The sequence below is a fragment of the Holophagaceae bacterium genome (assembly GCA_016720465.1).
Lineage (GTDB): Bacteria > Acidobacteriota > Holophagae > Holophagales > Holophagaceae > JANXPB01.
This window is the reverse complement of the sequence record JADKKO010000004.1, coordinates 76,553-96,902: the sequence shown is the minus strand read 5'-3', so window position 1 is coordinate 96,902 and position 20,350 is coordinate 76,553. Positions and strand designations below refer to the sequence as shown.

Sequence of the window (20,350 nt, the reverse complement as noted above, 5' to 3'; positions counted from 1 at the left end):
GTCAGTTTGAATTTGGTGGGTCTTGACAAATTTGTTTGGGACACTTGGGCGCAATTCTCGACTGGTCCAGTAGCATTAAGATGTCACAAATACTCCAGGGATGGTCAGCGATACCAGCTTCCATCGCCGGAGTCACCCGAAGAGTCTGGTGGATCCTCGCAAAATTGTAATACATGAAATGTATCGCCACCGCAGCTTCGTGGTTTTCCAACTTCCTCGAAAAGGCATTCGTGAGCCTGGTAAACCTTCGCATGCTCATCCGCATGGTGAGGTTTTGCCGTTCGACATACGAGGTCGAAACATCCTTCATTTTCGGACGTCCCGAGATACGTAACTTCAGGATGTCCTTACATGCAGAAGGGCTGTATTTCCGGTTCTCCGTTTTCTCCTTTTTTCCGAACATCTTGATCAGCATTGCGTAATCGATCCAAATCCCAAATGACTCCGCGACGGCCTCCAAGTAGGGTCGATGCCCGTCCGTGGTCAGCTGAATGCGATGAAGGAGACGGCGCTCCACATCACGGATGAAGGCCTTTGCATCTTCTAGGTCTCGGGAGCCAACTCGCCACGCAAGAATGAGCTTTGATTCCGCGTCGATTCCGGTCCACGTCCAAACGTCACCAATTCCGACAGTGCCCCGAAGATGCTCCGGGACATTCTTAGCCTTGCATCCGATAAATGCCCAGATCTCGTCGCATTGGATGATTCGTGTCTTGAGATTTACGAGGGTTTGATCCTGGTAGTCCTTGCAGACCTTGCCTAGCTCGACCAGGAGCTTGAGTACGGTGTTCTTGGAACAGCCCGTTAATCGACAAGTTGCACGAATCGAGACACCCTCCACTAGGGCCGCCACGATTTGACATCGACGTTCAAGGCTTAGCTTATTCATGGGAAAGATCTGTGGTTCCCATTCGGATATTTTTCGGCTTGACCTTGCGCGGGTGGTTCGGGATCGCCATTCTTATGTTCGGAGTTCATGGTTCGCTCCACAGGTTTCGAGGGGGACGGGTGGTTGAGATCCGTCCTTTCCTTGTTTTGCGGTTAAGTTCCGATCCTCCAGGCCAGAACGGGCAGACGAAGCCGCACCCGATAGAAATCTGGTCATTAAGGAGCGAAGGTGGCTCTCGCTAGGTTCCAGAGGGGCGGATGCCCCAGAAGGGACGGACCTCCTTTCTGCTTCATCGTCGAAGTGCGGGGTTGAGCCGACGTTCGCGAGGGGTGATGCCGCGAGGGAAAAGTGGGCAAAAACCGGAGTAGGGTCAGAAGCGACAATGCGGGAGGCCGTGTGGTGGGTCCCGCCCGATGTTTGTTCTGTCGAAAGGATTGGTCATGGCGTCCTCGTTCGTTCTGCGGAATGCAGGAAGGGGAGAGGCCAGCCCTCTCCCCTGCTTTCAACCACGACTAGAACTACCTGGTGGGATCTCCGGGGGCAAAAACGGCCAGATCTCAGTCGCAGGAACGCCGAGAAGTTTCGAAACGAAGTCCCGGACGGCCTTGGAGGACCCAGTTCTGATCCCGTGAGAAACCGTGGAGCGGCTCACCCACAAGGCATCCGCGATTTTCGCGTGGGTCCAGCCGGTTTTCTTGATGGCCGCAGCCAAGTCAACGGGATGCCAGCCTTGGATTACCATTGGACAACTCCTGGATTAGTGTGTTGCTAACATTTGCTTGCACAGATTAAAATTGAGGTAAAGCACACCTTGCGTCAACCCCCTTCTTCCAACCCGAATTCGCCCTCCACCTTGGGAGAACGGATTCGGTTCGCCAGAGAGAAGCTGGGGATCACCCAGCAAGCCCTCGGAACCGCTTCTGGGACTTCAAGAGCATTGGTGTCCCAGTGGGAGGCCGGAATTCGCAATCCAGGTGTGCGTTCGCTGAACGCACTACGCGGTCCGCTCAACGTCACTCTGGAATGGCTCGTGTCGGGGGGGGAACCGAACAAGGCCTTCGATCCTGAACCTCAAGTGGTGACGCCGCTCGTTCCGAAACTGGTTGCACCCACGGGCCAATCCTTTAACGATATGCTGCTTCGCGCGGCCACAGAAGTGGTTATCGAAATCTTCAAGCGACGCCGTCTCAAACTGGATCCTGTTTCCGTTGGGAAGGCCGTTTCTCTTGTCTACGAAATCGGGGTCATAAAGGGGCTCGATCGCCCCAAAGCGACCATCCAAGCGCTCAAACGGTCGCTGAGTGAGGCGGCAGAACATCGACTGAGAGGAGCCTAGGAATGTCTTCAGGTGATAAGAGCGACAACGAAGTACAGGCCAAGAAGGAGGAATTGAGCCGCCTGCTAAACGATCTTGCGAGGGACCAGAGATCCACTGGAACCGAGGCAGATCCTTCCAACGCCGCAACCACTGAGCTTCACCAGACGATCCATGTCGTAGGAGCAAACCCGAAAGTCGCTGGCAGGGACTACTACGAATTGGGGCCTCAAATCGCCAGGATAGGGAAGGACAATCCCAACGCGATCATCTGCCCACAATGCCATCAGATCACCGGTCGGCAGAGCCCTGAGTGCAGGGGATCTGTCAATTGCGGGTTCCCGATCAAGAAACAGTTCGACGAGATGGACCAGCACATCAAGGATCTGGAGACCGCCTACATCCTTCGGTTTGCGGGCGTGATTCTTGCTCCCATTGGCCTCAGCATGCTCCTCCAAGGTATCCCCACACCCTGGCTGATCTATTTCATGCTCTCAGCGGTCCTGGCGTACCGGGGGTATGAGAAATACCAAGCCTGTGAGAAGGCGAAAGAAGCACGATCCAAATTCATTCCGGCTTAAATCACGCACTACACCTATCGTTTATGAGAAAAGTCTTGCCTGTTCACAGTTAGCACACCATCAGTTCCTCGAATACCTGAGCCGATTCGATGGCGCGGTTACCGAATACACCCAGATGCAGGTGGCCGACAGCATCCACATCGCTGCGGCCAACGAAGGCGGCGTGGCGGGCCTTGGCATGGGCGCTGGCCTTGGCTTTGGAATGGGCGGCATGATGGCCAGCCAGATGGCCCAGGCGATCATGGGCCAGCAGCAAATGCCTATGGGCGGTGCCGCCGCCGCGCCCCAGGCTCCGGCCGCGCCCGCGAAATCGCTCAAGGAAGAATTGACCGAGCTGAAAGATCTCTTCGACAGCCAACTCCTGAGCCAGACCGAGTTCGACGCCCAGCGCGCGAATATCATGAAGAAGCACGGCACGGGGTGAGGCAGGCAGAAAGTAGCAAGGAATGATCGTGGCCCTTCGAGGCCGCTTTCCTTTGAACAACGGCTCCCTGCCGGATTCTATTTTAAAACCGACTTGCGATCGGTTTTCTATACTACACTTTACTTTTGGACTTTTGCTCGTGGTGTTGGTGCGACCTGCTCATTCCTTAAATCTCGGCGACCTGGAGATGCAGGTGCTGGAACAACTCTGGGCCCTTGGTTCCGGGGATGTGCGCGCCGTGCATCAGGCCATCGAGTCCGGCAGGGATGTCCACTCCAACACGGTCCAGTCGGCCATGGAACGTTTGTTCCGAAAAGATCTTTTGACACGAGAAAAAGCAAGTCACGCCTATGTCTATGTGCCACGGATCAACCGCGAGGATTTAGCCGCCCGCCTCATCAAGGAAACGCTGGGGCGCATGAATCCCGCCGAACCTTTGCCCCTACTGGCAGCCTTCGTGGATCTTTCTCTTCAAAGGCATGATCTGGGCACCTTGGAGGAACTGGAGCGCCTGGTCGCTGAACGCCGGGCGAAGCTGCGGAAAGCGCCCAAGTGATGCGTGTGCTCGGCATTCTGACCGTCGCGGCGATCCTTGCGCTAGGCGTAGCTGTGCTCATCGGTGGCGCCTTGGCGTGGGTCTATCCCCAGGCGCGCGCCCGGATCCTTCGCCTCGAACCTGGAAAGGCCAGCGCCTTCTTCCTCGGGATCAGTCTCATCCCTTGGATCATCGGATTCCTGAGCATCCTCGTTTGCCTCCTTCCCTCCGAATTTTCGACGCTCTACCCATCTTGGGATCACTGCCTGGAGCACGGCGGGCACCCCCACCTCTGCCTCACTCACGGCAATTGGCAACCCACGCTGCTGGGATTGTTCCTCTTCACGGGTCTGGTGCTGGCTGTGACGGTCCCGCTGATCCGCTTCCTCCTGGCCTACCGCCAGGGACAGCGCAGCCTGTTCTCCATGCTCGCCCTCGGAGAACCCGATACAGATTTCTTTCGCCTTAAAGTGGCCCAACCCTTGGCGTTTACGACGGGGATTCTTCGCCCCCAGGTATGTCTTTCGGAAGGACTCTTGACGACCCTTCCCGAGAAGCATCTGGCCGTGGTGCTGGCCCATGAAAAAGCCCACCAGCATCGCAGGGACGGGCTCCGGCTGTTATTGGCGGAAGTCTTCACTCTGATCTTGCCTCCCCAGTTGCGCGCCCAATTACGTGCTGACCTGATCCAGACGACGGAGCTGGCCTGCGATGAAGGGGCGGCCCTCCAGGTAGGGGATTCCTTGGTGGTGGCCGAAGCCCTTTTGGCCGCCAGCCGATTGCATTTAGGCACTTGGCCGGGCCTCTGGCGCTCAATGCCAGCCTTTGGAGGAGGCCATCTCCGCCCAAGGGTGGACGCTCTTCTGAATCCTTGTCCCACCTACCGGGCATGGTGGGCCGGGGCGTTGGCTTGGCCGGCAATCCTCTTCCTCCTTGGGTTGCTGGCGGCTCTCTCCGGGGAAACCCATCACGCCCTTGAATCCCTTCTCGGCCTCCTGAGCCACTAGGAAACCCATGCGACAACCTCGCCTTTTTTTGCAAATAAAACCGATGCGCCATCGGTTTTTAATCGTGTGTTTCACCCTCGGCGGCATCCTACCTCTGGGGGCGCAGGTCGCTCGGACAGAGTCGGATGCCGTGCGCCGGGTGTTGGATCGCACTGACTTGAAACAGCTCTGGTCCTTGCCCGAAGCCCAGGCCCAGGCGCAGCGGACAGAGGCCGGACTCTGGGCGAATCCGAGTCTGGAGGCCACCAGGGAAAATCCAAATGGACCGGCTGGACCCAGACGGGAGGACACCTTCCAAATCACCCAGCTGGTGGATGTCTCAGGACGCCGCGGTCTTCGCAAAGAAGCGGGAGATTTGCGCCTGAGGGCCGCGCAGGGAGAAGGGGATGCCATCCGGGCCGAACTGGTTCAGCGTGTCCGACTCGCTTTCCACCAGACCCTGCTGCATCAGGAGCGATTGAATCGCCTGGATGCTGCCGTGAAGCGTGTGCGCCGTCTGGCCAAGGCTCTGGAGCGGCAGGAGCAGGCCGGGGAAGCCTCCGGTGCTGAGAGACGCCGGGCACAGCAGGAATTGGACGGGCTGAGCGCCCGTCTGGCCCAGGAACGCGCAGTCTTCCATCGCTCCGAGGAACAATTGAATGTGCTGGCACAGTGGGAAAGCCGGGCCCCGACCCTTGAAGGCAGTCTGGTACCGGAAGCGCTTCCTCCCCTTGACGAGATCCTGAAGCTCCTTCCAGATGCGCCCGAGCAGCGCAAGGCTCAACAAGAGGCCAAAGCCTGGGACTTGGAAGCCCAGGCCTCCCGACGATGGACGCCCGATTTGAATCTGGGGATTGGCGTAAAAAAGTGGCAGGAAGGGGGCCTGAAAGGAAGTGGCGCCGTCTTCTCCTTGGGAGTGACGCTCCCAGCGTGGAATCGGGGCCAGGCCCAGCGCCAGCGGAGCGAAGCGGAGGCCCGTGCGGCCCAGACCCGCGCATCTCTAACCAAGGACGATGCTCAGGCGGAAGCCCGGGCCCTATGGCGAGAGGCCTCGGATCTCGGAACCACAGCTCGGGAGATCCTGGGTCGTGCCGTGGAGGAAACACCCAAGCTCCTGAAAGGCGCGGATACCTCCTTCGAAGCCGGTGAAACCAGCCTTTTTGAATTGCTGGATGTCCAGCGCAGTGCCCTCGATACCGATCTCCAAGCCCTGGATCTGGCCTTCGCCGCACGGCGGGCCCGCCTCGACCTCGACCGTCTGCTCGGAAGGATTCAACCATGAAACCGTTCACCCCTCTGGCCCTTGCGCTCCTCCTTGCTGTTCCAGGTTGCGACCGGTTCAAACCGCGATCCGAAACAGGTGTTCCCGAGCGCCCCGGCCTGGCCCAGACCCTTTACACAGGGAATATGGAACTCTTCGCCGAGTTTCCCGTGATGGCCGTGGGCGAGCCCTCAGCCTTCGCGGCACATCTGAGCCGCTTGTCGGATTTCAAGCCAGTGCAGGATGGCAAGGTGACCGTGATCCTCAGTGGTGGTGGACCCGAAGAGCGCTTCGAAACCGGTCCTTCCAAATCTCCTGGCATCTTCCGGCCCGAAGCCAAACCCAAGCAGTCCGGAAAACGCCAACTGGCGCTCCTATGGGAAGGCCCACAGGGCCAGGAGCGATTCAACATGGGCACGATAGAAGTTTATCCGAGCCTCATGGAAGCCATGAAGGCGCCCGAGCCCGAGCATCCTGCAGGCGGCGTTTCCTTCCTGAAAGAACAGCAATGGAGCGTGGACTTCGCCACTGCCACCGCGGAGGAGCGGACGGTGCGCGCCAACCTTGAGGCCTTCGGCAAAGTGGTGCCGCCTCCCGATGGCGAGGCGCGGCTTCAAGCACCTGTGGCCGGGCGCATCGAGGCCAAAGGCACCTATCCCTATGTTGGAATGAACGTGAAGCGGGGTCAGGTGCTCGCCTACGTCATGCCGCGCCTCGGCAGCGAGGCCCAACCCGGACTGCTCTCCCTGGAAGCGGAAAGGGCAAAGGTCCGATTGGAAAGGGCAAAGCAACAGCATCAGCGCATGAAGGGACTCTTCGCCACGGAATCCGTGTCCCGGCGGCGCATGGAAGAAGCCGCCCAGGACGAGGCCCTGGCCCAAGCGGAATGGCAGGCCATGGATGCCCGGCTGAAACAGTTCCAGGAAGGCGTGGGTGGTGCGGGATCCCCGCTAGTGTCACCCATCTCGGGAACATTGGCCGCCGCCACGGGGGGCCTTGGTTCCTCCGTGGTGGAGGGTCAGGAACTCTTCCACATCGTGTCCCTGGACCACCTCTGGCTGGAGGTCCAGGTTCCCGAATCAGAGGCCGGACGCCTGAAACAACCCTCAGGCATCTGGTTCGAACCCCAGGGGATGGATCAGCAGTTTGAACTGAGTCCACGAACGGGGGCCAAGTTCATGGGTGTGGGAAGCGCGATCACGCCTGACCGCCGCACGCTGCCCTTCCTGGTTTCCTTCCCCAACCAGAAGCTTGGACTGCGCGCGGGTGTGGCTGGCAAGGTGCGCGTCTTCCTGGGCGAAACCACGAAAGCCCTGGCCATCCCTGCCTCCGCGCTCCAGGAGGAAGATGGGCTCGCCACCGTTTACGTCCAGACAGGCGGCGAGCGCTTCGAGCGCCGCATCCTGAAATTGGGAGTACGGGACGGGGAATACGTCCAGGTGCTTTCAGGCCTCCAAAAGGGCGAACGGGTCGCGACCCGCGGCGCCCACCTCGTGCGCCTGGCCGCCAGCGCAGGCAAGGTCCCCCAACACGGTCACGCACACTGAGGTCCCAATGTTCGATCGCATCATCAAAGCTTCCCTCCACCATCGCTTCATAGTCCTCCTGATCGCAGCCCTCATGATGGGCTGGGGCCTCTGGTCTGCGATCCGGATGCCCGTGGATGTGTTCCCCGACCTGACGGCACCCACCGTCACGGTGGCCACCGAAGCCCACGGCATGGCGCCCCAGGAAGTGGAGCAGCTCATCACGCGCCCCATCGAATCCGCGCTCCTGGGCGCCTCAGGGGTCCGGCGGGTGCGATCTGTATCCCAGACGGGCATCTCGCTGGTCTTCGCTGAATTCGAGTGGGATGTCCCCATCCAACAAGCGCGCCAGGTGGTCACTGAACGCCTCTCGATCGCCCGCAGTTCCCTGCCGGTGGGCAGCACCCCGACCCTTACCCCCATCTCCAGCATCATGGGCGAGATCCTCTTCGTGGCCGTGGTATCGGAGAAGCACAGCCCGATGGAACTGCGTACCGAGGCGGACTGGAGCATCCGGCGCCGCCTTCTGTCCGTGCCCGGCGTCTCCCAAGTGGTGCCCATCGGCGGCGAGGTGAAACAGTTCCAGGTGATCCTTCGACTCGATCGCTTGGCCGCCTACCAGATCGCCGCTCAGGACGTGGCCAAGGCCGTGGAAGAAGCCGGAGAGAATAGCTCGGCCGGATTCATGGTCCACCAGGGTCAGGAATACCTGATCCATGGTCTGGGCCGCCTCCGCAACGCCGAGGACCTTGAACAGGCTTTGGTCGCCACCCGTGGCGGGCAGCCGGTGCGCTTGCGCGATGTCGCGCAAGTGAAAATCGGTCCTTCTCTGAAGCGCGGTGAAGGTTCCCATGACGGCAAGCCCGCCGTGATCATGGGCATCCAAAAACAACCAGGCGCCAATACGCTGGATCTGACGAAGCGCCTGGACCAGGTGATGGCGGAGGTCCAGAAGGATCTTCCCAAGGGCATGGAGCTGAAGAGCCACATCTTCCGTCAGTCCGACTTCATCCAAGTGGCCATCGCCAACGTCCGGGATGCCCTGCGTGACGGCACGCTTCTGGTGCTGCTCATCGTGGGCCTTTTCCTGGCCCACAAACGGGCCACCTTCATCACCGCCGTGGCCGTTCCCCTGAGCCTGGTTGCCGCGATACTCGCGCTGAAGGCTTTCGGCACGACCTTGAACACCATGACCCTGGGGGGCATGGCGCTAGCGGTGGGGGACCTGGTGGACGACGCCATCGTGGACGTGGAGAACGTTCTCAGGCGCCTTCGCGAAAACATGCAGCAACACGCCCTCTCGCGACGGGAGGCTTTCGATGTGGTGTTCAGCGCCAGTTCCGAAATCCGCAGTTCCATCGTGTATGCCACCGCCATCATCATCGTGGTCTTCCTGCCGATCTTCTTCCTGGCGGGTGTGGAGGGGCGACTGCTCCAGCCCCTGGGCATCGCCTTCACCGTGTCTCTCGCCGCTTCGCTTCTGGTGGCCCTCACGGTCACCCCGGCCATGTGCCTCTGGCTCCTGCCCAAGGGGATGAGCGACCGCGCCCACGAGGAAGGGCGCGTGGTCCGGTGGGTCAAGGCCAAGTACGAACCGTTGCTCACCTGGGCCATGCCCCGATGGAAAATCATGATCTGGGGCGGAGTCGTGGGTCTTCTGCTCGCGTTCGGCTCACTGTTTCTGGCGGGCCGCAGCTTCCTGCCCGAATTCAACGAAGGCACGCTCACCCTCAGCATGACCTGCCTTCCTGGCACCCCGCTAGGTGTATCGGACCAACTGGGGCGGCAGGTAGAGCAGATCCTTTTAAAACTTCCTGAAGTCGTGGCCACGGCCCGCCGGACGGGTCGCGCCGAACTCGACGAACACGCCATGGAGGTCTTCGCGTCCGAGATCGATGCGGGCCTTAAAATGAAAGGCCGCAGCAAGGAAGAGCTTCTGACGGCTTTGCGCAAGGATCTGGCCCAGGTCCCTGGGGTCTACATCGCCATCGGGCAACCTCTTTCCCACCGCATCGACCACCTGCTTTCAGGCAGCCGGGCGGCCATCGCCGTGAAACTATTCGGGACGGATCGGGTGGAGTTGAAACGATTAGCGGAGGCCGCTAAAGCCCAAATGGCCCAGGTCCCAGGCGTGGTGGACCTCATGGTGGAGGCTTCGGCCGAGCTGCCGATCTTGTCTGTCCATCCCGATCGGGCAGCGCTCGCGCAAGCAGGGCTCAGTTCCACAGCCTTCGCCCATATTCTGGAACTGGCTTTCGCGGGTGAAGTCGCCGGGCGCGTGCGGGAGGACCAAGCAGCCTTCGACGTGCTGGTGCGCATGGAGCATGGCGTTCTAAAGGACGCGGACACCCTTGGAGACACCCTTGTCAGCACACCCTCAGGTGGAACCATTCCCCTGAAAAGCTTGGCCAGCATTTCCATGGATCGTGGCCCCAGCGCGATTTCCCGCGAAAATGGCCAGCGGAAGATGGTGGTCACCTGCAACCTCGGGGACCGTGATCTCTTCAATGTGGTGAAAGACATCCGCACGCGCCTCGAGGCCCAGGTGCCTATGCCCCAGGGCTACCACGTGGAGTACGGAGGCCAGTTCGAAAGCGGTGAATCCGCCGCCCGCAACCTCGTGCTCATGGGAATCGGCGCCATCGCGGTGGTGTTTGGATTGCTCTTCATGGCCTTCAAGTCCACCAAGGATGCCACGCTCATCATGCTGAACCTGCCCCTGGCCTGGATGGGCGGCGTCGTCGGCGTCTACTTCAGCGGCGGCGTACTCAGTGTGGCAACCCTCATCGGCTTCATCACGCTCTTTGGCATCGCCACCCGCAACGGCATCATGCTGGTCTCCCACATCCACCACCTCATGGATAAAGAGGGCATTGTCAACCTGAAGGAAGCTGTGCGGCGGGCCGCCATGCAGCGCCTCGCTCCGATCCTCATGACCGCTTTGACGGCGGGCCTGGCCCTCGTTCCGATCATCCTCCGCCGCCATGAACCCGGCAGCGAGATCCAGGCCCCCATGGCCTCCGTGATCCTGTTCGGCCTCCTATCGTCCACCACCCTTAACATGCTCATCGTCCCCAGCCTGTACCTGCGCTTCGGAGCCAGGGCGCACCGACAGGAGGAGAATGGCGATGCTGGCAGGATCGACTGAACCCTTGGGGATCCGAGTCCCAAAAAGATTCGGCAAGGGGGGTTGCGGTAAGCTGATTAACTGTTACACTGAGCCGTGAAATGATCACCCATGACTAACCATGCAGGCCATCCACCCATCTGTCCGCCCAAAGCGTCACTCGCGGAGCGGCCCCTGTTGAGCGGTCCAAAGGCGCTGGAATTAGCACGGCTTTTCGAGGTTCTAGCCTCAGACACGCGCTTGCGTTTGTTGCATGCGCTGATCCGTCTGGATGATCCTTGCATGGGCGACTTGGCGGAAGCGGTGGGAATGAAGCCCCAGGCAGTTTCGAACCAATTGCGGCGTCTCGTGGATATGGGCATCCTCGACACGCGTCGGCATGGCAACCACGTGCACTACCGGATCGTGGATACCTGCATCGCCAAACTCATGTACCACGGGCTATGCCTGAACGAAGAAGCCCAGGCCCATGTCCATGTGAGCGCTGGATGAGACGTTGGATCGCGGTTCTTTTCCTGGTGCTTACCACCTTCTACTTGGGTGCGGTGAGCAGAGAGCGTTGCGAAGACAACAATGCGGATTGCGTGCAGGTGTGCCATATCATTTGCGGCGATGGTTGCACGGCGGCTCCCCTTCCTCCGACCCCGGCCCCACCACCACCTGACCCCCTTCCGCTTGTCCGCTACGAAGATGAGCTGGCACCTGCGCTGATCAGCCTCTACATCGAACCTGAGAAGGACCCGCCGAAGGCGTGAGGAACTGCTGAGCGAGCGCATCGCGGGGCCTAGCCCTGCCTGAATATCCGTCCTTCTTCCGAGGTCTGAATGAGAACCCTTTTACTGGGGGTCTTGCCCTGCGTATTGGTTGCGCAGGCACCCGCGCCCCTTTCATATGATGAAATTCTCCAGCGCGCACGAACCAGCCCAGAGCAGCTTCGGACTGAAGCTCTGCTGGCGGGCCGGGAGCGACAGCTCCGCAGCGCCAGCGGTCTGCTTAGGGAGGGTCCATCCGTTGGGCTCTCCGCGGGCCCGCGCACCTCGTCGCTTTCCCCCTCCACCACCGACCGGTCGGTGCAAGTGGACCTGCCCCTATTCCTCTCGCCCAGCACCCAGCGGGGTCTGGAGGAAGCCCTGGGCAAGGCCGATCCCGCTCTGCGGGAGTCCGCCCGCATCGAGACTGGCTTCCGCTTGCGGCAGGCCTACCTAGATGCGTGGCTCGCAGAGCGCTTGCTCGGGCTGCGCGAGTCTGATCTCGGCACCGTGCAGACCTGGCTCAAGGCGGCCCGCGCCCGTCTCGAAGCCGGGGCTGATCCCGCGTTCCAGGTCAACCTTGTTGAAGGCGAAGCCCTCAGGGCCCAACTGGACCTCGATGAGGCGCGGAGGACGCGCTTTCTGACCTGGGCCAACCTGCGCACGCTCGCCGCCGTGTCTGAGACGCCGGTGCCTCTGGCCGATCCCGGCGATCCCGTCCTTTTGTCTGCACTGGACCTACCTGCCCGGTTCGAGCGCAGCTCGCTTCGTCGCGCCATCGACGCGCGGTTGGGGCTGGAGGAGCAATCCCTTCGCCAGCAGGAAGCCCTGGCCACGAGCCGGTGGAGCCTGCGCGGAAGCACCAGCCGGGAAGGTCCGGAACGCATCACCACACTGGGTGTCGCCTACCGCTTTCCAAGACCTTCCGAAACGCGAGCGATCCATCGGGAAACCGAAGCCAATCTCTCCGCGGCGAAGCAGGAGCTGGAGATTGCAAGGCTGGAGCTGGACGCACGTTTCCAATCGGCTCTCATCCGTCTTCAAAGCACGTCCGCGCCCACGCCATTCTCCGCCTTCGATACCGCGCTTCGGGCCGTGGGGATGCGCCTCAACGAAGGGAAAGAGCGGCCCTCCGAAGCGCTCCCCATCCGCCGCCAGCTCTTGGAAGCCCAGGTCGCCTCCCTACGCCGCCTGTACGCCGCCCACCTTCTCACCGCCGAACTCCAGGCCCTCACCGACGGGAACAACCCATGAACAATGTGCTTCAAATTTCTGCCTTGAGCCTTGCGCTGATCGCCTTCACCTCATGTGACCACAAGAAGGAAGCTGCGCCGCCTTCCACCGAACAACATGCCGGGGAGACATCGACCGGAGACCTGAACCGTTTGCCCCTGAAAGATGTGCGTGGCCTGCACTTCATGCAGGTGCCCGAGTCTAAAGCCGAGGGTGCGTGGTATCCCGCCGAAGCCATCGGCGATGAAACCGCCCAGGCTTTGCTCACCTCCCCGGTGAGGGGCATCATCTCGGCCATTTCAATCCCTCCTGGAAAGCATGTGGGTCCCGGCACACCTCTTTTGACGATTCAAAGCCCGGAACTAGCGCGGTTGAAGGCCGACTGGCTCGCGTCGAAAGCCAAGCAACAAAGAGCCGAGGCCGAGCTTGCGCGCGAACGGCGCCTCTCAGAGGCCCAGGCGGGTTCCCGCCGGGAGTTGGAGGCGGCCCGTAGTGAGGCAGCGACGGCCCAGGCCGACGAGGAAGCTTCACGTTTGGCATTGGAGGCTAGGGGTCTAAGCCCTGAGACCGCTGGAGCCACGTTCACGTTGAAGGCGCCCAGTGCTGGAACGGTGGTCGCATACAAAGCCCAACTCGGACAAGGTGTCGAAGCAGGCCTTGAGTTGGGCAGTTTCCAGTCCGCCGCCGCATCCCTGGCGCGCCTGGAACTGCCGCTCCCGGCCCCCCAGGACTGGTCCCAGGGAACCCTCACGGAAGTCCGGCGGGCAGATGGCCAGCACTGGAAAGCCCGTCTGGAAGGAACGCCTGCAACCCTGACGGGAGACACCCGGCGCCTGAGCTACCGCCTCCGCTTGTCGGGCGGACCCTTGCCCATTCCCGGCACGCCGCTCGAAGTGCACGTGCCCCTGACCAAGGCCATGGTGCTGCCCCAAAGTGCCTTGCAGCAGGTGGAAGGCATCTGGGGCGTATTCGTGAAGGAGGGCGAAGAGGCCGTGTTCCGGCCCGTGCGCCGGGGCGTTGAACTGGGTGGCGACGTGATGGTGTTGGAAGGCGTGAAACCCGGCGAGACCGTGGTTGGCGAGGGCGCCTACCTGCTGAAGTCCCTCCAGATCAAGCGCAAGAGCGGAGGGGAAGACCATGACCACTGAGCCGAACTTGCCGAACGATGAGGAAATCCCTCTTGATCCGCATATGCCGCACGATCCATACGCGGTCTACACGCCCCAGCACCGTACCCTTATCCGCCGCTGGTTCGACTGGCTGCTGCCGCGCAAGGGGTGGGTCTTCGCACTGGCCCTGGTGTGGCTGGTCGCAGGCATCGCGACCTTCTTAAACCTCAAGCGGGACCTGTTCCCCGATCTCACCCTCCCATCTCTGAGTTTGCTCATCCAGAGTCCAGGCCGGGCGGCTTCGGAGCTGGAATTGACGGTGGCCCAGCCGGTGGAACAGGCCGTCGGCGGTCTGCCTGGCGTCAAGCGCGTGATCACCACTGTGCAGGCAGAAGTGGTCCAGGTGGTTGTTGCCTTCGAGGGTGACACCGACCCCTGGCGAGCCCGTCAGCTCGTGGCAGAGCGCCTTTCGGGTGTGATCGGCGGCTTCCCGGAAGGGACCCGTTCACCGTTGATGTCCAGCGCCGCGGGGCGCCTCCAGGAGATCCAGGAGATCGTCCTAGAAGGCCCCTCCGTGGATCCCATGAAGCTCCGGGACCTCACCGAAAAGGTCCTCGTCCCGCGCCTTCAGGCCGTCCCTGGCGTAGCACGGGTGGAACGCTTGGGCGGCGAAGAACGCCAACTCCAAGTGACCCTCGATCCCGAGCGCATGCGCCTCCAGGGCGTCAGCTTGGATCAGGTGGCGGACGCGATGAAAGGCAGCGCACAGGACACGGCTGCGGGTGTCATGGAAATCCAGGACAAAGGCTGGTTCATGACCGTGGGCAGCCTCGCGGGCACCTCCGAAGAAGTCCGTCACCTCCCACTCAAAACCCATCGCGGGATGGTGCAACTGGGTGATGTGGCGGATGTGCGCGAAGGGCCCGCCTTCCGCCGGGGTCTGGCCAGGCATCAGGGCCACGAGGACGTGAGCTTGCGCGTGGTCAAGCAGCCCACGGCGGATGTGCTGAGCACTTCCAAGGCGGTCCGAGCGGCCTTGGATGAACTCCGCAAAGGACTGCCCGAAGGCATGTCGCTCACCCTGATGTACGACCAAGGCACCCTCGTCACTCACGCCCTTAGCGGCGTCACGGTGGCCTTGTTACTGGGGGGGTTCTTTGTGGCGCTGGTGCTCATTGTGCTGCTGGGAAACTTCCGGGGGGCCTTGCTGGTCATCGCAGTGCTGCCCCTTGCCACCTTCGGCGCGGCCATTCCTCTCAGCATTATGGGAATGGGCCTCAATGCCATGACGCTGGGTGGCCTGGCCATCTCCGTGGGCCTGCTGGTGGATGCCGCCGTCATCATGGTGGAAAACCTCGCTCATCGGCTGCATGAGCATCAGGAGCATATCGAGCCCCGGCGCGTGGCCCTGACCCGCGCCGCCGCCGAGGTGGGCGTCCCCATCCTCACGGCGGTGCTGGTGATCCTAGCGGTGTTCATTCCGCTGTTGGCCATCGGTGGCCTGGCGGGCCGTCTGTATGCGCCCTTGGCCGTGGCCGTGGCTTCCGCCATGACTCTCAGCCTGATCCTCAGCTTCACCCTAGTTCCAGCCCTGGTGGAACGCTTCCTTCCCCCGGGATCCTCGCTAGAGGAGCCCCGTTTCGTCGTGGCCATTAAGCGCTTCTACAAGCCTCGCCTGGAATGGGCCATGCGCCACGGGGCCGTCGTTCAGGTGATCGCATTGGCCATCACCATTCCGAGCCTCGTCTTGGCCTTCAATCTGGGAAGCAACTTCTTGCCCAAGCTGGACGAGGGCGCGCTGATGCTCAATTCCCGCCTGCCCTCGGAAACCAGTCTGGCTTCCGTGGATGAGGCGAACCTCCAGCTGGAGGAAAAGCTAGCGAGGATTTCCGGTGTGTCTTCCGTCTACCGCCGCACGGGCCGCGCCGAACTGACGGAGGATCCCATGCCCCACACCATCAGCGATGTGCTGGTGGTGTTGGACGGCCAGCGCCCCGCGAAGGCCGTGGAGCGGGATGTGGCCGAAGCCATCGAGGATCTTCCTTATCCTGTCGAGCTGACCACACCCATGCAGATGCGGATCTCCGAAGGCATTGGGGGCACACCCGCGGACCTTCAGGTGAAGCTCTTCAACCCGGACCTGGACGCCCTCCAGGCCAAACTTCCGGAAATCCAAGAGCGCCTCAGCAAAGTCGAAGGTGTGGCCTCCGTGAGCCCGGATGGCAGCGGTCCGCTGCCCAAGTGGCGTATTGTGCCGGACGAAGATGCCTTGCGGCGGCTCAACGTGCCGCGGACCCTGGTCGCCCAAACCTTGAAAGCCAGCCTCCAAGGCCTGGAAACGGAAACCCGCTTCGACGGACCCCAGCGCATCGAGCGGATCCTGCGCTTTCCTAACGATGGAAGGGTGAGCCCTGAAAAGCTCAAACGCCTGCCCATCGTTCTGGAGGATGGCCGCATCGTGGAGCTGGGCCAGGTCACGCGTTTCGACGAGACCGTCACGCCCAGCCTCATACGTCGTGAAGCGGCCCAGCGCCGCCTCGCCGTGAACATCCGCACCAAGGGCGATCTGGGCGGCACCGCTACTCGCGTTGAGAAGGCCATGGCGGCGATGGAACTGCCCAAGGGCACCGTCGTCAAGATCGGCGGACAAATCGAGGAGGCACGGGAAACTCAGCGGCGGCTGAGCGTGGCAATCGCTGTTGCACTGGCGCTGGTGGTCGGGCTCCTCTACCTGGCTCTGGGACGGTGGCGGGAAGTGCTGGCGGTCGTCGCCACGCTGCCGAACGCCTTCGCAGGCGGCCTGATCGCCCTGTGGTTGGCTGGTGAGACATGGAATATCAGTTCCATCGTCGGTGTGATCGGGCTCTTCGGTGTGGCCGTACAGAACAGCCTTGTGCTCATCATCCAAGCAAAGAACTTGATGGCCGAGGGCATGCCCTTCGCAGAGGCCATCCGGGAAGCCTCCATTGGCCGTGTGCGCCCTAAGCTCATGACGGCAGGCGCCGCCATCCTCGGCCTGATGCCCATGCTCTTCGGCATTGGCGGCAGCGAATTGGAACGGCCCCTCGCCATCGTTATGGTGGGTGGGCTCGTCACCTCAACCCTTTTCACCTTGTTAGCCCTGCCGAGCTTCTACGCATGGATTGGCAAGCCGAAGGAATCAAACCATGAACCCGCGTGAGGTTATTGAGGCGGAGGGGGCCTCTTGGAATACCTTGCCCGGGGCTGCTTGCTGGGCGCCCGGGAAGGAAATTAGTAGTGAGTGGGCAACTTGTTTACACAGGACATGAAGGAGATTCCATGAGATCCACTGGAACACGAATGATCATCTTCGCGACCCTTATCGCCCTCTTGGGCACCACCCCGGCCGCAGCCCAACGCGGCGGCGGCCGGGGTGGTGGTCGCGGTGGCGGCCACCTAGGTGGTAGCAGTCACTACCGCGGGGGCTATTATTCGTTTGGCACAGGGTACTGGGGCGGGTGGCGGCGAGGCCCATCGGTCTATGTCGGCACTTGGTTTGGCTATCCAACCCTTCCTGCCTTCGCGGTCGTGGATACCGACATCTCACCAGAAGATGCTGAAGTCTGGCTCGACGGAGTCTACGTCGGTATCGCCGACGACTTCGACGGCTATCCGGACTATCTCTACCTGAAGCCGGGCAGCTACCACCTTGAGTTCCGTTACCCGGGCCACGAGACCTACGGCATCAATCTCGACGCCAGGCCCGGCCAGAAGGTGAACCTCGACAAGCGCATGCCTCGATTGGCGGGCCGCGAGAAGCTTGACGCCTTCGACTCGGTGCGGAAGCCGATGCCTTACGGACGACTGTTCGAGCCAGGCGGAAAGCCGATGCCGCTGACCGCTTCGGCCAGGGAGGATGGCGAGGAACCGCGGAACAATCAGGCCGAGAAAACGCCGCTGCCACCCTTAGCGGCCAACCAGGGCAGCCTCCGCATCCTGGTGTTGCCGGACGACGCCGCGGTCTACCTGGATGACCGCCTGATCGGCACGGCCGAGGACCTTTCGGCCAACAGCCGCGGCGTAAGGGCTGGAGTCGGCAGGCACACGATCACGGTGGTGCGCCCAGGTTTCAAGACAAAGATTCTCGACGTGGAAGTCGTCGCGGGCAAAGCGGCCAACGTGGTGGTGGAACTGGAAAAGTAGCTCCGGTCCACAACAAAAAAACCAGAGCCATCGAGAAGGCCTGCCCGTCAGCCGACCCCATGAATTCCCGCCAGAAAAGATCACCCTCTATCGACTTGAGAAGGAAACAGACAATGCCTTCCTCCATGCTCTTTCTCATGGCGGGCCTCCTTGGAATCGGGGGCGGCTACTTGGTGTGGATTTGGCTGCGTGGCGGGCGGAGCCCATGGTTGGGTCTTGGGGGCTTCATCGCATTGGCGCTCTACGGGATTGCCCTGGTCCTCCAGCCATCCCAGCACTTTTCGGTCGGCTCTATGCGGCCTACGGCGCTGTGTTCATCGTCCTATCCCTGCTCTGGGGATGGGACGTGGGCGGGCATCGGCCCGGCCTGAGGGATGGCATCGGCTCCGCGCTCGCCTTGGCCGGAACCCTTGCCATGATGGGGCCCAGGTCATGAATCTCTAGTTCTTTGCCTCCAAAATCCGCCATTGAACCGAGTCCGGAGAACTGACTATGAAAATTGCTCTTGTAGTCCTTTTCGCCATCACACTGCCTGCCGCACCCCCATCAACGCAGGGCCTGCCAGCGCTAAAAGGCTTCCTTGAAGCCCGGCCTCCCACGGGGCCAGCTTCGAGATCCGTGGAGTACCGGGTTTCATTCAAAGCCTTCCGCCAGGGGAAACCCAACGGGGTGTTCCAAGAGTCTGGAGCCATGCTCATCGGAACGACCGGCAAGGGAGCTGTCTGGGTAAGCGCCTCCCAACAACAGCACGAATTTCAAATCGGGGAGACGACTCCTCCATCCGAAGGACAGCGCTGGTTCAAGCAACTCTGCGAACCCTCCCGGGTGGCCCCAATGGCTGATCCAGGGACTCTCTTAAGTGGTTTCGTCAACAAACTCCAACTGAAAGGCATAGAAAACCCCTTGGAGGGTGTTGGTGAGCCAGGAGACCAGATCCTGGTCTACCACTTAGAGCCCCCGCGCCCTGTTGCCAAGTTCTGGACCTTTCAACCCAAGGCCGGAGAAGCACGACTCCAGGTCCGCAAGGATGGTTCTCCTGCGAGTTTCGAAGTCGTCCAGGCCTATATAGGCGATTTGTCACCTCACTTCGGCAGGTACATGTTGAACCGCCGAGAGACATGGACCTTTTCTGTTGGCGCAGGACAGCTCTACACGACGAAATACCGGCTCTCCCTGCGGCGGCAGGATTGGAAGGACTCTGTTGAAGCAGATGTGGAAATGTCCGTTGGAGAACTCCAGTGAACGCACCGCGCATGATCTTAAAGATCCACGGCATCGGCGGCAGCGAGCTGGGACAGCCCCGTGCCATCGTCAACGTGGGCGGGCTCATTACGAGTAGGCTCTTCACGCTGCTGGCCCTGCCAAGCTTCTACGCTTGGCCCGGCAAGCCCAAAGAAGGGAACTGATCATGCGTTCTGTTTCTTCAATTGATGGATGGCGGCACTCTCACGTTTTTGACGAAGGCAATCCGCTCGCCGAGAGAAACACGCGGTGGGCGGTAGTATTGACCGCCGTCATGATGGTTGCCGAAATCGCCGGCGGTTGGATGTTCAACTCCATGGCGCTGCTGGCGGACGGCTGGCACATGAGTTCGCATGCCTTGGCGCTCGGCCTGTCGGTGCTGGCATACGGAGCAGCCCGGCGATTCGCCCACGATGGCCGCTTCACCTTCGGCACCTGGAAGATTGAGGTTCTTGGCGGCTATACGAGCGCGATCTTGCTGGTGCTGGTCGCCGCATTGATGCTGTATCAGTCGGTTGAGCGTTTACTCGCTCCGACGCCCATTCGTTACAACCAAGCCATCGCCATCGCCGTGGTCGGATTGCTGGTCAATATCGCTTGCGCCTGGCTGCTCAAGGACGGTCATGGCCATGATCATCACCATGCCCATGACGATCACGTTAACCCAGGTCATCATCATGATTTGAACCTGCGCTCCGCCTATCTTCATGTTGTTGCCGACGCGGCCACGTCGGTACTCGCCATCTTGGCGCTGATTGGCGGCAAAACCTGGGGGGCGAGCTGGCTGGACCCAGTCATGGGTATTGCCGGGGCCGGATTGGTGGCGGTTTGGGCTTACGGTCTGCTGCGTGATTCAGGGCGTGTGTTGCTCGATGCGGAAATGGAGGCCCCGGTGGTAGCCGAGATCAGGGAGGTGATTAAGGCCAGCCCCATCAAGGCCCACATCTGCGACCTGCATGTGTGGCGCGTCGGCAAGGGTAAATATGCCTGCATTCTTTCGCTCGTGACCACGGATGAGGCCGATCCCAATTACTTCAAACGGGCATTAAGTGTTCATGACGAACTGGTTCATATCTCCGTGGAAGTCAACCGCCATCGCGTGCCAGCTTGAGGCCATCGATGTTCGACATCACCCACCATGACTCCAGACTGTCCCCCGGCAAGAAAAGGATGGACCTCCCATCCATCAAAGAAATAGGCCACATCCCT

Annotated in this window: 19 protein-coding genes and 1 pseudogene; 18 read left to right on the top strand and 2 right to left on the bottom strand. The window is 61.2% G+C overall.

Annotation, left to right across the window (positions count from 1 at the left end):
- Nucleotide 1 precedes the first annotated feature (1 nt).
- On the bottom strand, nucleotides 2-889 hold the full coding sequence (locus IPQ13_07905) for a DDE-type integrase/transposase/recombinase (protein MBL0210814.1): 888 nt from the start codon (nucleotides 887-889) through the stop codon (nucleotides 2-4).
- 502 nt (nucleotides 890-1,391) lie between these two features.
- Nucleotides 1,392-1,631, bottom strand: a complete 240-nt coding sequence (locus tag IPQ13_07900) for a helix-turn-helix domain-containing protein (protein ID MBL0210813.1) — start codon at nucleotides 1,629-1,631, stop codon at nucleotides 1,392-1,394.
- Nucleotides 1,632-1,664: 33 nt separating this feature from the next.
- Here IPQ13_07900 and IPQ13_07895 point away from each other — a divergent pair, with 33 nt between their 5' ends.
- From IPQ13_07895 to dmeF, 18 genes and pseudogenes are all read left to right on the top strand, one after another.
- Entirely contained in the window at nucleotides 1,665-2,225 is a 561-nt protein-coding gene (locus IPQ13_07895; protein MBL0210812.1) for a helix-turn-helix domain-containing protein, read from the top strand.
- A 2-nt stretch (nucleotides 2,226-2,227) separates the two neighbouring features.
- Nucleotides 2,228-2,785 (top strand): hypothetical protein, encoded by a 558-nt coding sequence (locus tag IPQ13_07890; protein ID MBL0210811.1) that lies wholly within the window; start codon nucleotides 2,228-2,230, stop codon nucleotides 2,783-2,785.
- The gene (locus tag IPQ13_07885) at nucleotides 2,724-3,209 is read left to right on the top strand and encodes a hypothetical protein (protein ID MBL0210810.1); all 486 of its coding nucleotides are present in this window, start codon (nucleotides 2,724-2,726) and stop codon (nucleotides 3,207-3,209) included. Before IPQ13_07890 ends, IPQ13_07885 begins: the two co-directional genes overlap by 62 nt.
- 187 nt (nucleotides 3,210-3,396) lie before the next feature.
- The gene (locus tag IPQ13_07880) at nucleotides 3,397-3,765 is read left to right on the top strand and encodes a BlaI/MecI/CopY family transcriptional regulator (protein ID MBL0210809.1); all 369 of its coding nucleotides are present in this window, start codon (nucleotides 3,397-3,399) and stop codon (nucleotides 3,763-3,765) included.
- Nucleotides 3,762-4,751 (top strand): M56 family metallopeptidase, encoded by a 990-nt coding sequence (locus IPQ13_07875; GenBank protein MBL0210808.1) that lies wholly within the window; start codon nucleotides 3,762-3,764, stop codon nucleotides 4,749-4,751. The genes IPQ13_07880 and IPQ13_07875 overlap by 4 nt, the downstream gene beginning before the upstream one ends.
- Nucleotides 4,752-4,893: 142 nt before the next feature.
- On the top strand, nucleotides 4,894-6,012 hold the full coding sequence (locus IPQ13_07870) for a TolC family protein (protein MBL0210807.1): 1,119 nt from the start codon (nucleotides 4,894-4,896) through the stop codon (nucleotides 6,010-6,012).
- On the top strand, nucleotides 6,009-7,538 hold the full coding sequence (locus tag IPQ13_07865; GenBank protein MBL0210806.1) for an efflux RND transporter periplasmic adaptor subunit: 1,530 nt from the start codon (nucleotides 6,009-6,011) through the stop codon (nucleotides 7,536-7,538). Before IPQ13_07870 ends, IPQ13_07865 begins: the two co-directional genes overlap by 4 nt.
- A 7-nt stretch (nucleotides 7,539-7,545) precedes the next feature.
- Nucleotides 7,546-10,665 (top strand): efflux RND transporter permease subunit, encoded by a 3,120-nt coding sequence (locus IPQ13_07860; GenBank protein MBL0210805.1) that lies wholly within the window; start codon nucleotides 7,546-7,548, stop codon nucleotides 10,663-10,665.
- 90 nt (nucleotides 10,666-10,755) lie between these two features.
- Complete coding sequence (locus tag IPQ13_07855) at nucleotides 10,756-11,136, top strand: winged helix-turn-helix transcriptional regulator (protein ID MBL0210804.1); 381 nt, start codon at nucleotides 10,756-10,758, stop codon at nucleotides 11,134-11,136.
- Entirely contained in the window at nucleotides 11,133-11,399 is a 267-nt protein-coding gene (locus IPQ13_07850; protein ID MBL0210803.1) for a hypothetical protein, read from the top strand. The genes IPQ13_07855 and IPQ13_07850 overlap by 4 nt, the downstream gene beginning before the upstream one ends.
- Nucleotides 11,400-11,468: 69 nt before the next feature.
- Nucleotides 11,469-12,647: a TolC family protein gene (locus IPQ13_07845; protein ID MBL0210802.1), complete on the top strand. Its 1,179-nt coding sequence runs from the start codon at nucleotides 11,469-11,471 to the stop codon at nucleotides 12,645-12,647.
- Entirely contained in the window at nucleotides 12,644-13,774 is a 1,131-nt protein-coding gene (locus IPQ13_07840) for an efflux RND transporter periplasmic adaptor subunit (GenBank protein MBL0210801.1), read from the top strand. The genes IPQ13_07845 and IPQ13_07840 overlap by 4 nt, the downstream gene beginning before the upstream one ends.
- 43 nt (nucleotides 13,775-13,817) lie before the next feature.
- Nucleotides 13,818-16,916, top strand: coding sequence for an efflux RND transporter permease subunit (locus tag IPQ13_07835; GenBank protein MBL0210800.1), 3,099 nt, complete (start codon nucleotides 13,818-13,820; stop codon nucleotides 16,914-16,916).
- 140 nt (nucleotides 16,917-17,056) lie between these two features.
- Nucleotides 17,057-17,899 carry a PEGA domain-containing protein gene (locus IPQ13_07830; GenBank protein MBL0210799.1) on the top strand — a complete coding sequence of 281 codons (843 nt, stop codon included), beginning with the start codon at nucleotides 17,057-17,059 and terminating at the stop codon, nucleotides 17,897-17,899.
- 113 nt (nucleotides 17,900-18,012) lie between these two features.
- Nucleotides 18,013-18,335: pseudogene (locus IPQ13_07825) on the top strand (YnfA family protein).
- A 254-nt stretch (nucleotides 18,336-18,589) separates the two neighbouring features.
- A complete protein-coding gene (locus IPQ13_07820; GenBank protein ID MBL0210798.1) occupies nucleotides 18,590-19,141 on the top strand; it encodes a hypothetical protein in 552 nt (183 codons plus the stop codon).
- Nucleotides 19,138-19,305 carry a hypothetical protein gene (locus tag IPQ13_07815; GenBank protein MBL0210797.1) on the top strand — a complete coding sequence of 56 codons (168 nt, stop codon included), beginning with the start codon at nucleotides 19,138-19,140 and terminating at the stop codon, nucleotides 19,303-19,305. The genes IPQ13_07820 and IPQ13_07815 overlap by 4 nt, the downstream gene beginning before the upstream one ends.
- A gap of 2 nt (nucleotides 19,306-19,307) precedes the next feature.
- On the top strand, nucleotides 19,308-20,252 hold the full coding sequence (gene dmeF / locus IPQ13_07810) for a CDF family Co(II)/Ni(II) efflux transporter DmeF (protein ID MBL0210796.1): 945 nt from the start codon (nucleotides 19,308-19,310) through the stop codon (nucleotides 20,250-20,252).
- Nucleotides 20,253-20,350 lie beyond the last annotated feature (98 nt).

What these genes read in the sequence shown, in the direction of transcription:
- IPQ13_07860 (MBL0210805.1), top strand. Translation starts at nt 7,546, where the DNA reads ATGTTCGATCGCATCATCAAAGCTTCCCTCCACCATCGCTTCATAGTC.
- IPQ13_07830 (MBL0210799.1), top strand. Translation starts at nt 17,057, where the DNA reads ATGATCATCTTCGCGACCCTTATCGCCCTCTTGGGCACCACCCCGGCC.
- IPQ13_07850 (MBL0210803.1), top strand. Translation starts at nt 11,133, where the DNA reads ATGAGACGTTGGATCGCGGTTCTTTTCCTGGTGCTTACCACCTTCTAC.
- IPQ13_07820 (MBL0210798.1), top strand. Translation starts at nt 18,590, where the DNA reads ATGCTCATCGGAACGACCGGCAAGGGAGCTGTCTGGGTAAGCGCCTCC.
- IPQ13_07840 (MBL0210801.1), top strand. Translation starts at nt 12,644, where the DNA reads ATGAACAATGTGCTTCAAATTTCTGCCTTGAGCCTTGCGCTGATCGCC.
- IPQ13_07835 (MBL0210800.1), top strand. Translation starts at nt 13,818, where the DNA reads ATGCCGCACGATCCATACGCGGTCTACACGCCCCAGCACCGTACCCTT.
- IPQ13_07880 (MBL0210809.1), top strand. Translation starts at nt 3,397, where the DNA reads ATGCAGGTGCTGGAACAACTCTGGGCCCTTGGTTCCGGGGATGTGCGC.
- IPQ13_07890 (MBL0210811.1), top strand. Translation starts at nt 2,228, where the DNA reads ATGTCTTCAGGTGATAAGAGCGACAACGAAGTACAGGCCAAGAAGGAG.
- dmeF (MBL0210796.1), top strand. Translation starts at nt 19,308, where the DNA reads ATGCGTTCTGTTTCTTCAATTGATGGATGGCGGCACTCTCACGTTTTT.
- IPQ13_07855 (MBL0210804.1), top strand. Translation starts at nt 10,756, where the DNA reads ATGACTAACCATGCAGGCCATCCACCCATCTGTCCGCCCAAAGCGTCA.
- IPQ13_07865 (MBL0210806.1), top strand. Translation starts at nt 6,009, where the DNA reads ATGAAACCGTTCACCCCTCTGGCCCTTGCGCTCCTCCTTGCTGTTCCA.
- IPQ13_07885 (MBL0210810.1), top strand. Translation starts at nt 2,724, where the DNA reads ATGAGAAATACCAAGCCTGTGAGAAGGCGAAAGAAGCACGATCCAAAT.
- IPQ13_07905 (MBL0210814.1), bottom strand. Translation starts at nt 889, where the DNA reads ATGAATAAGCTAAGCCTTGAACGTCGATGTCAAATCGTGGCGGCCCTA.
- IPQ13_07845 (MBL0210802.1), top strand. Translation starts at nt 11,469, where the DNA reads ATGAGAACCCTTTTACTGGGGGTCTTGCCCTGCGTATTGGTTGCGCAG.
- IPQ13_07900 (MBL0210813.1), bottom strand. Translation starts at nt 1,631, where the DNA reads ATGGTAATCCAAGGCTGGCATCCCGTTGACTTGGCTGCGGCCATCAAG.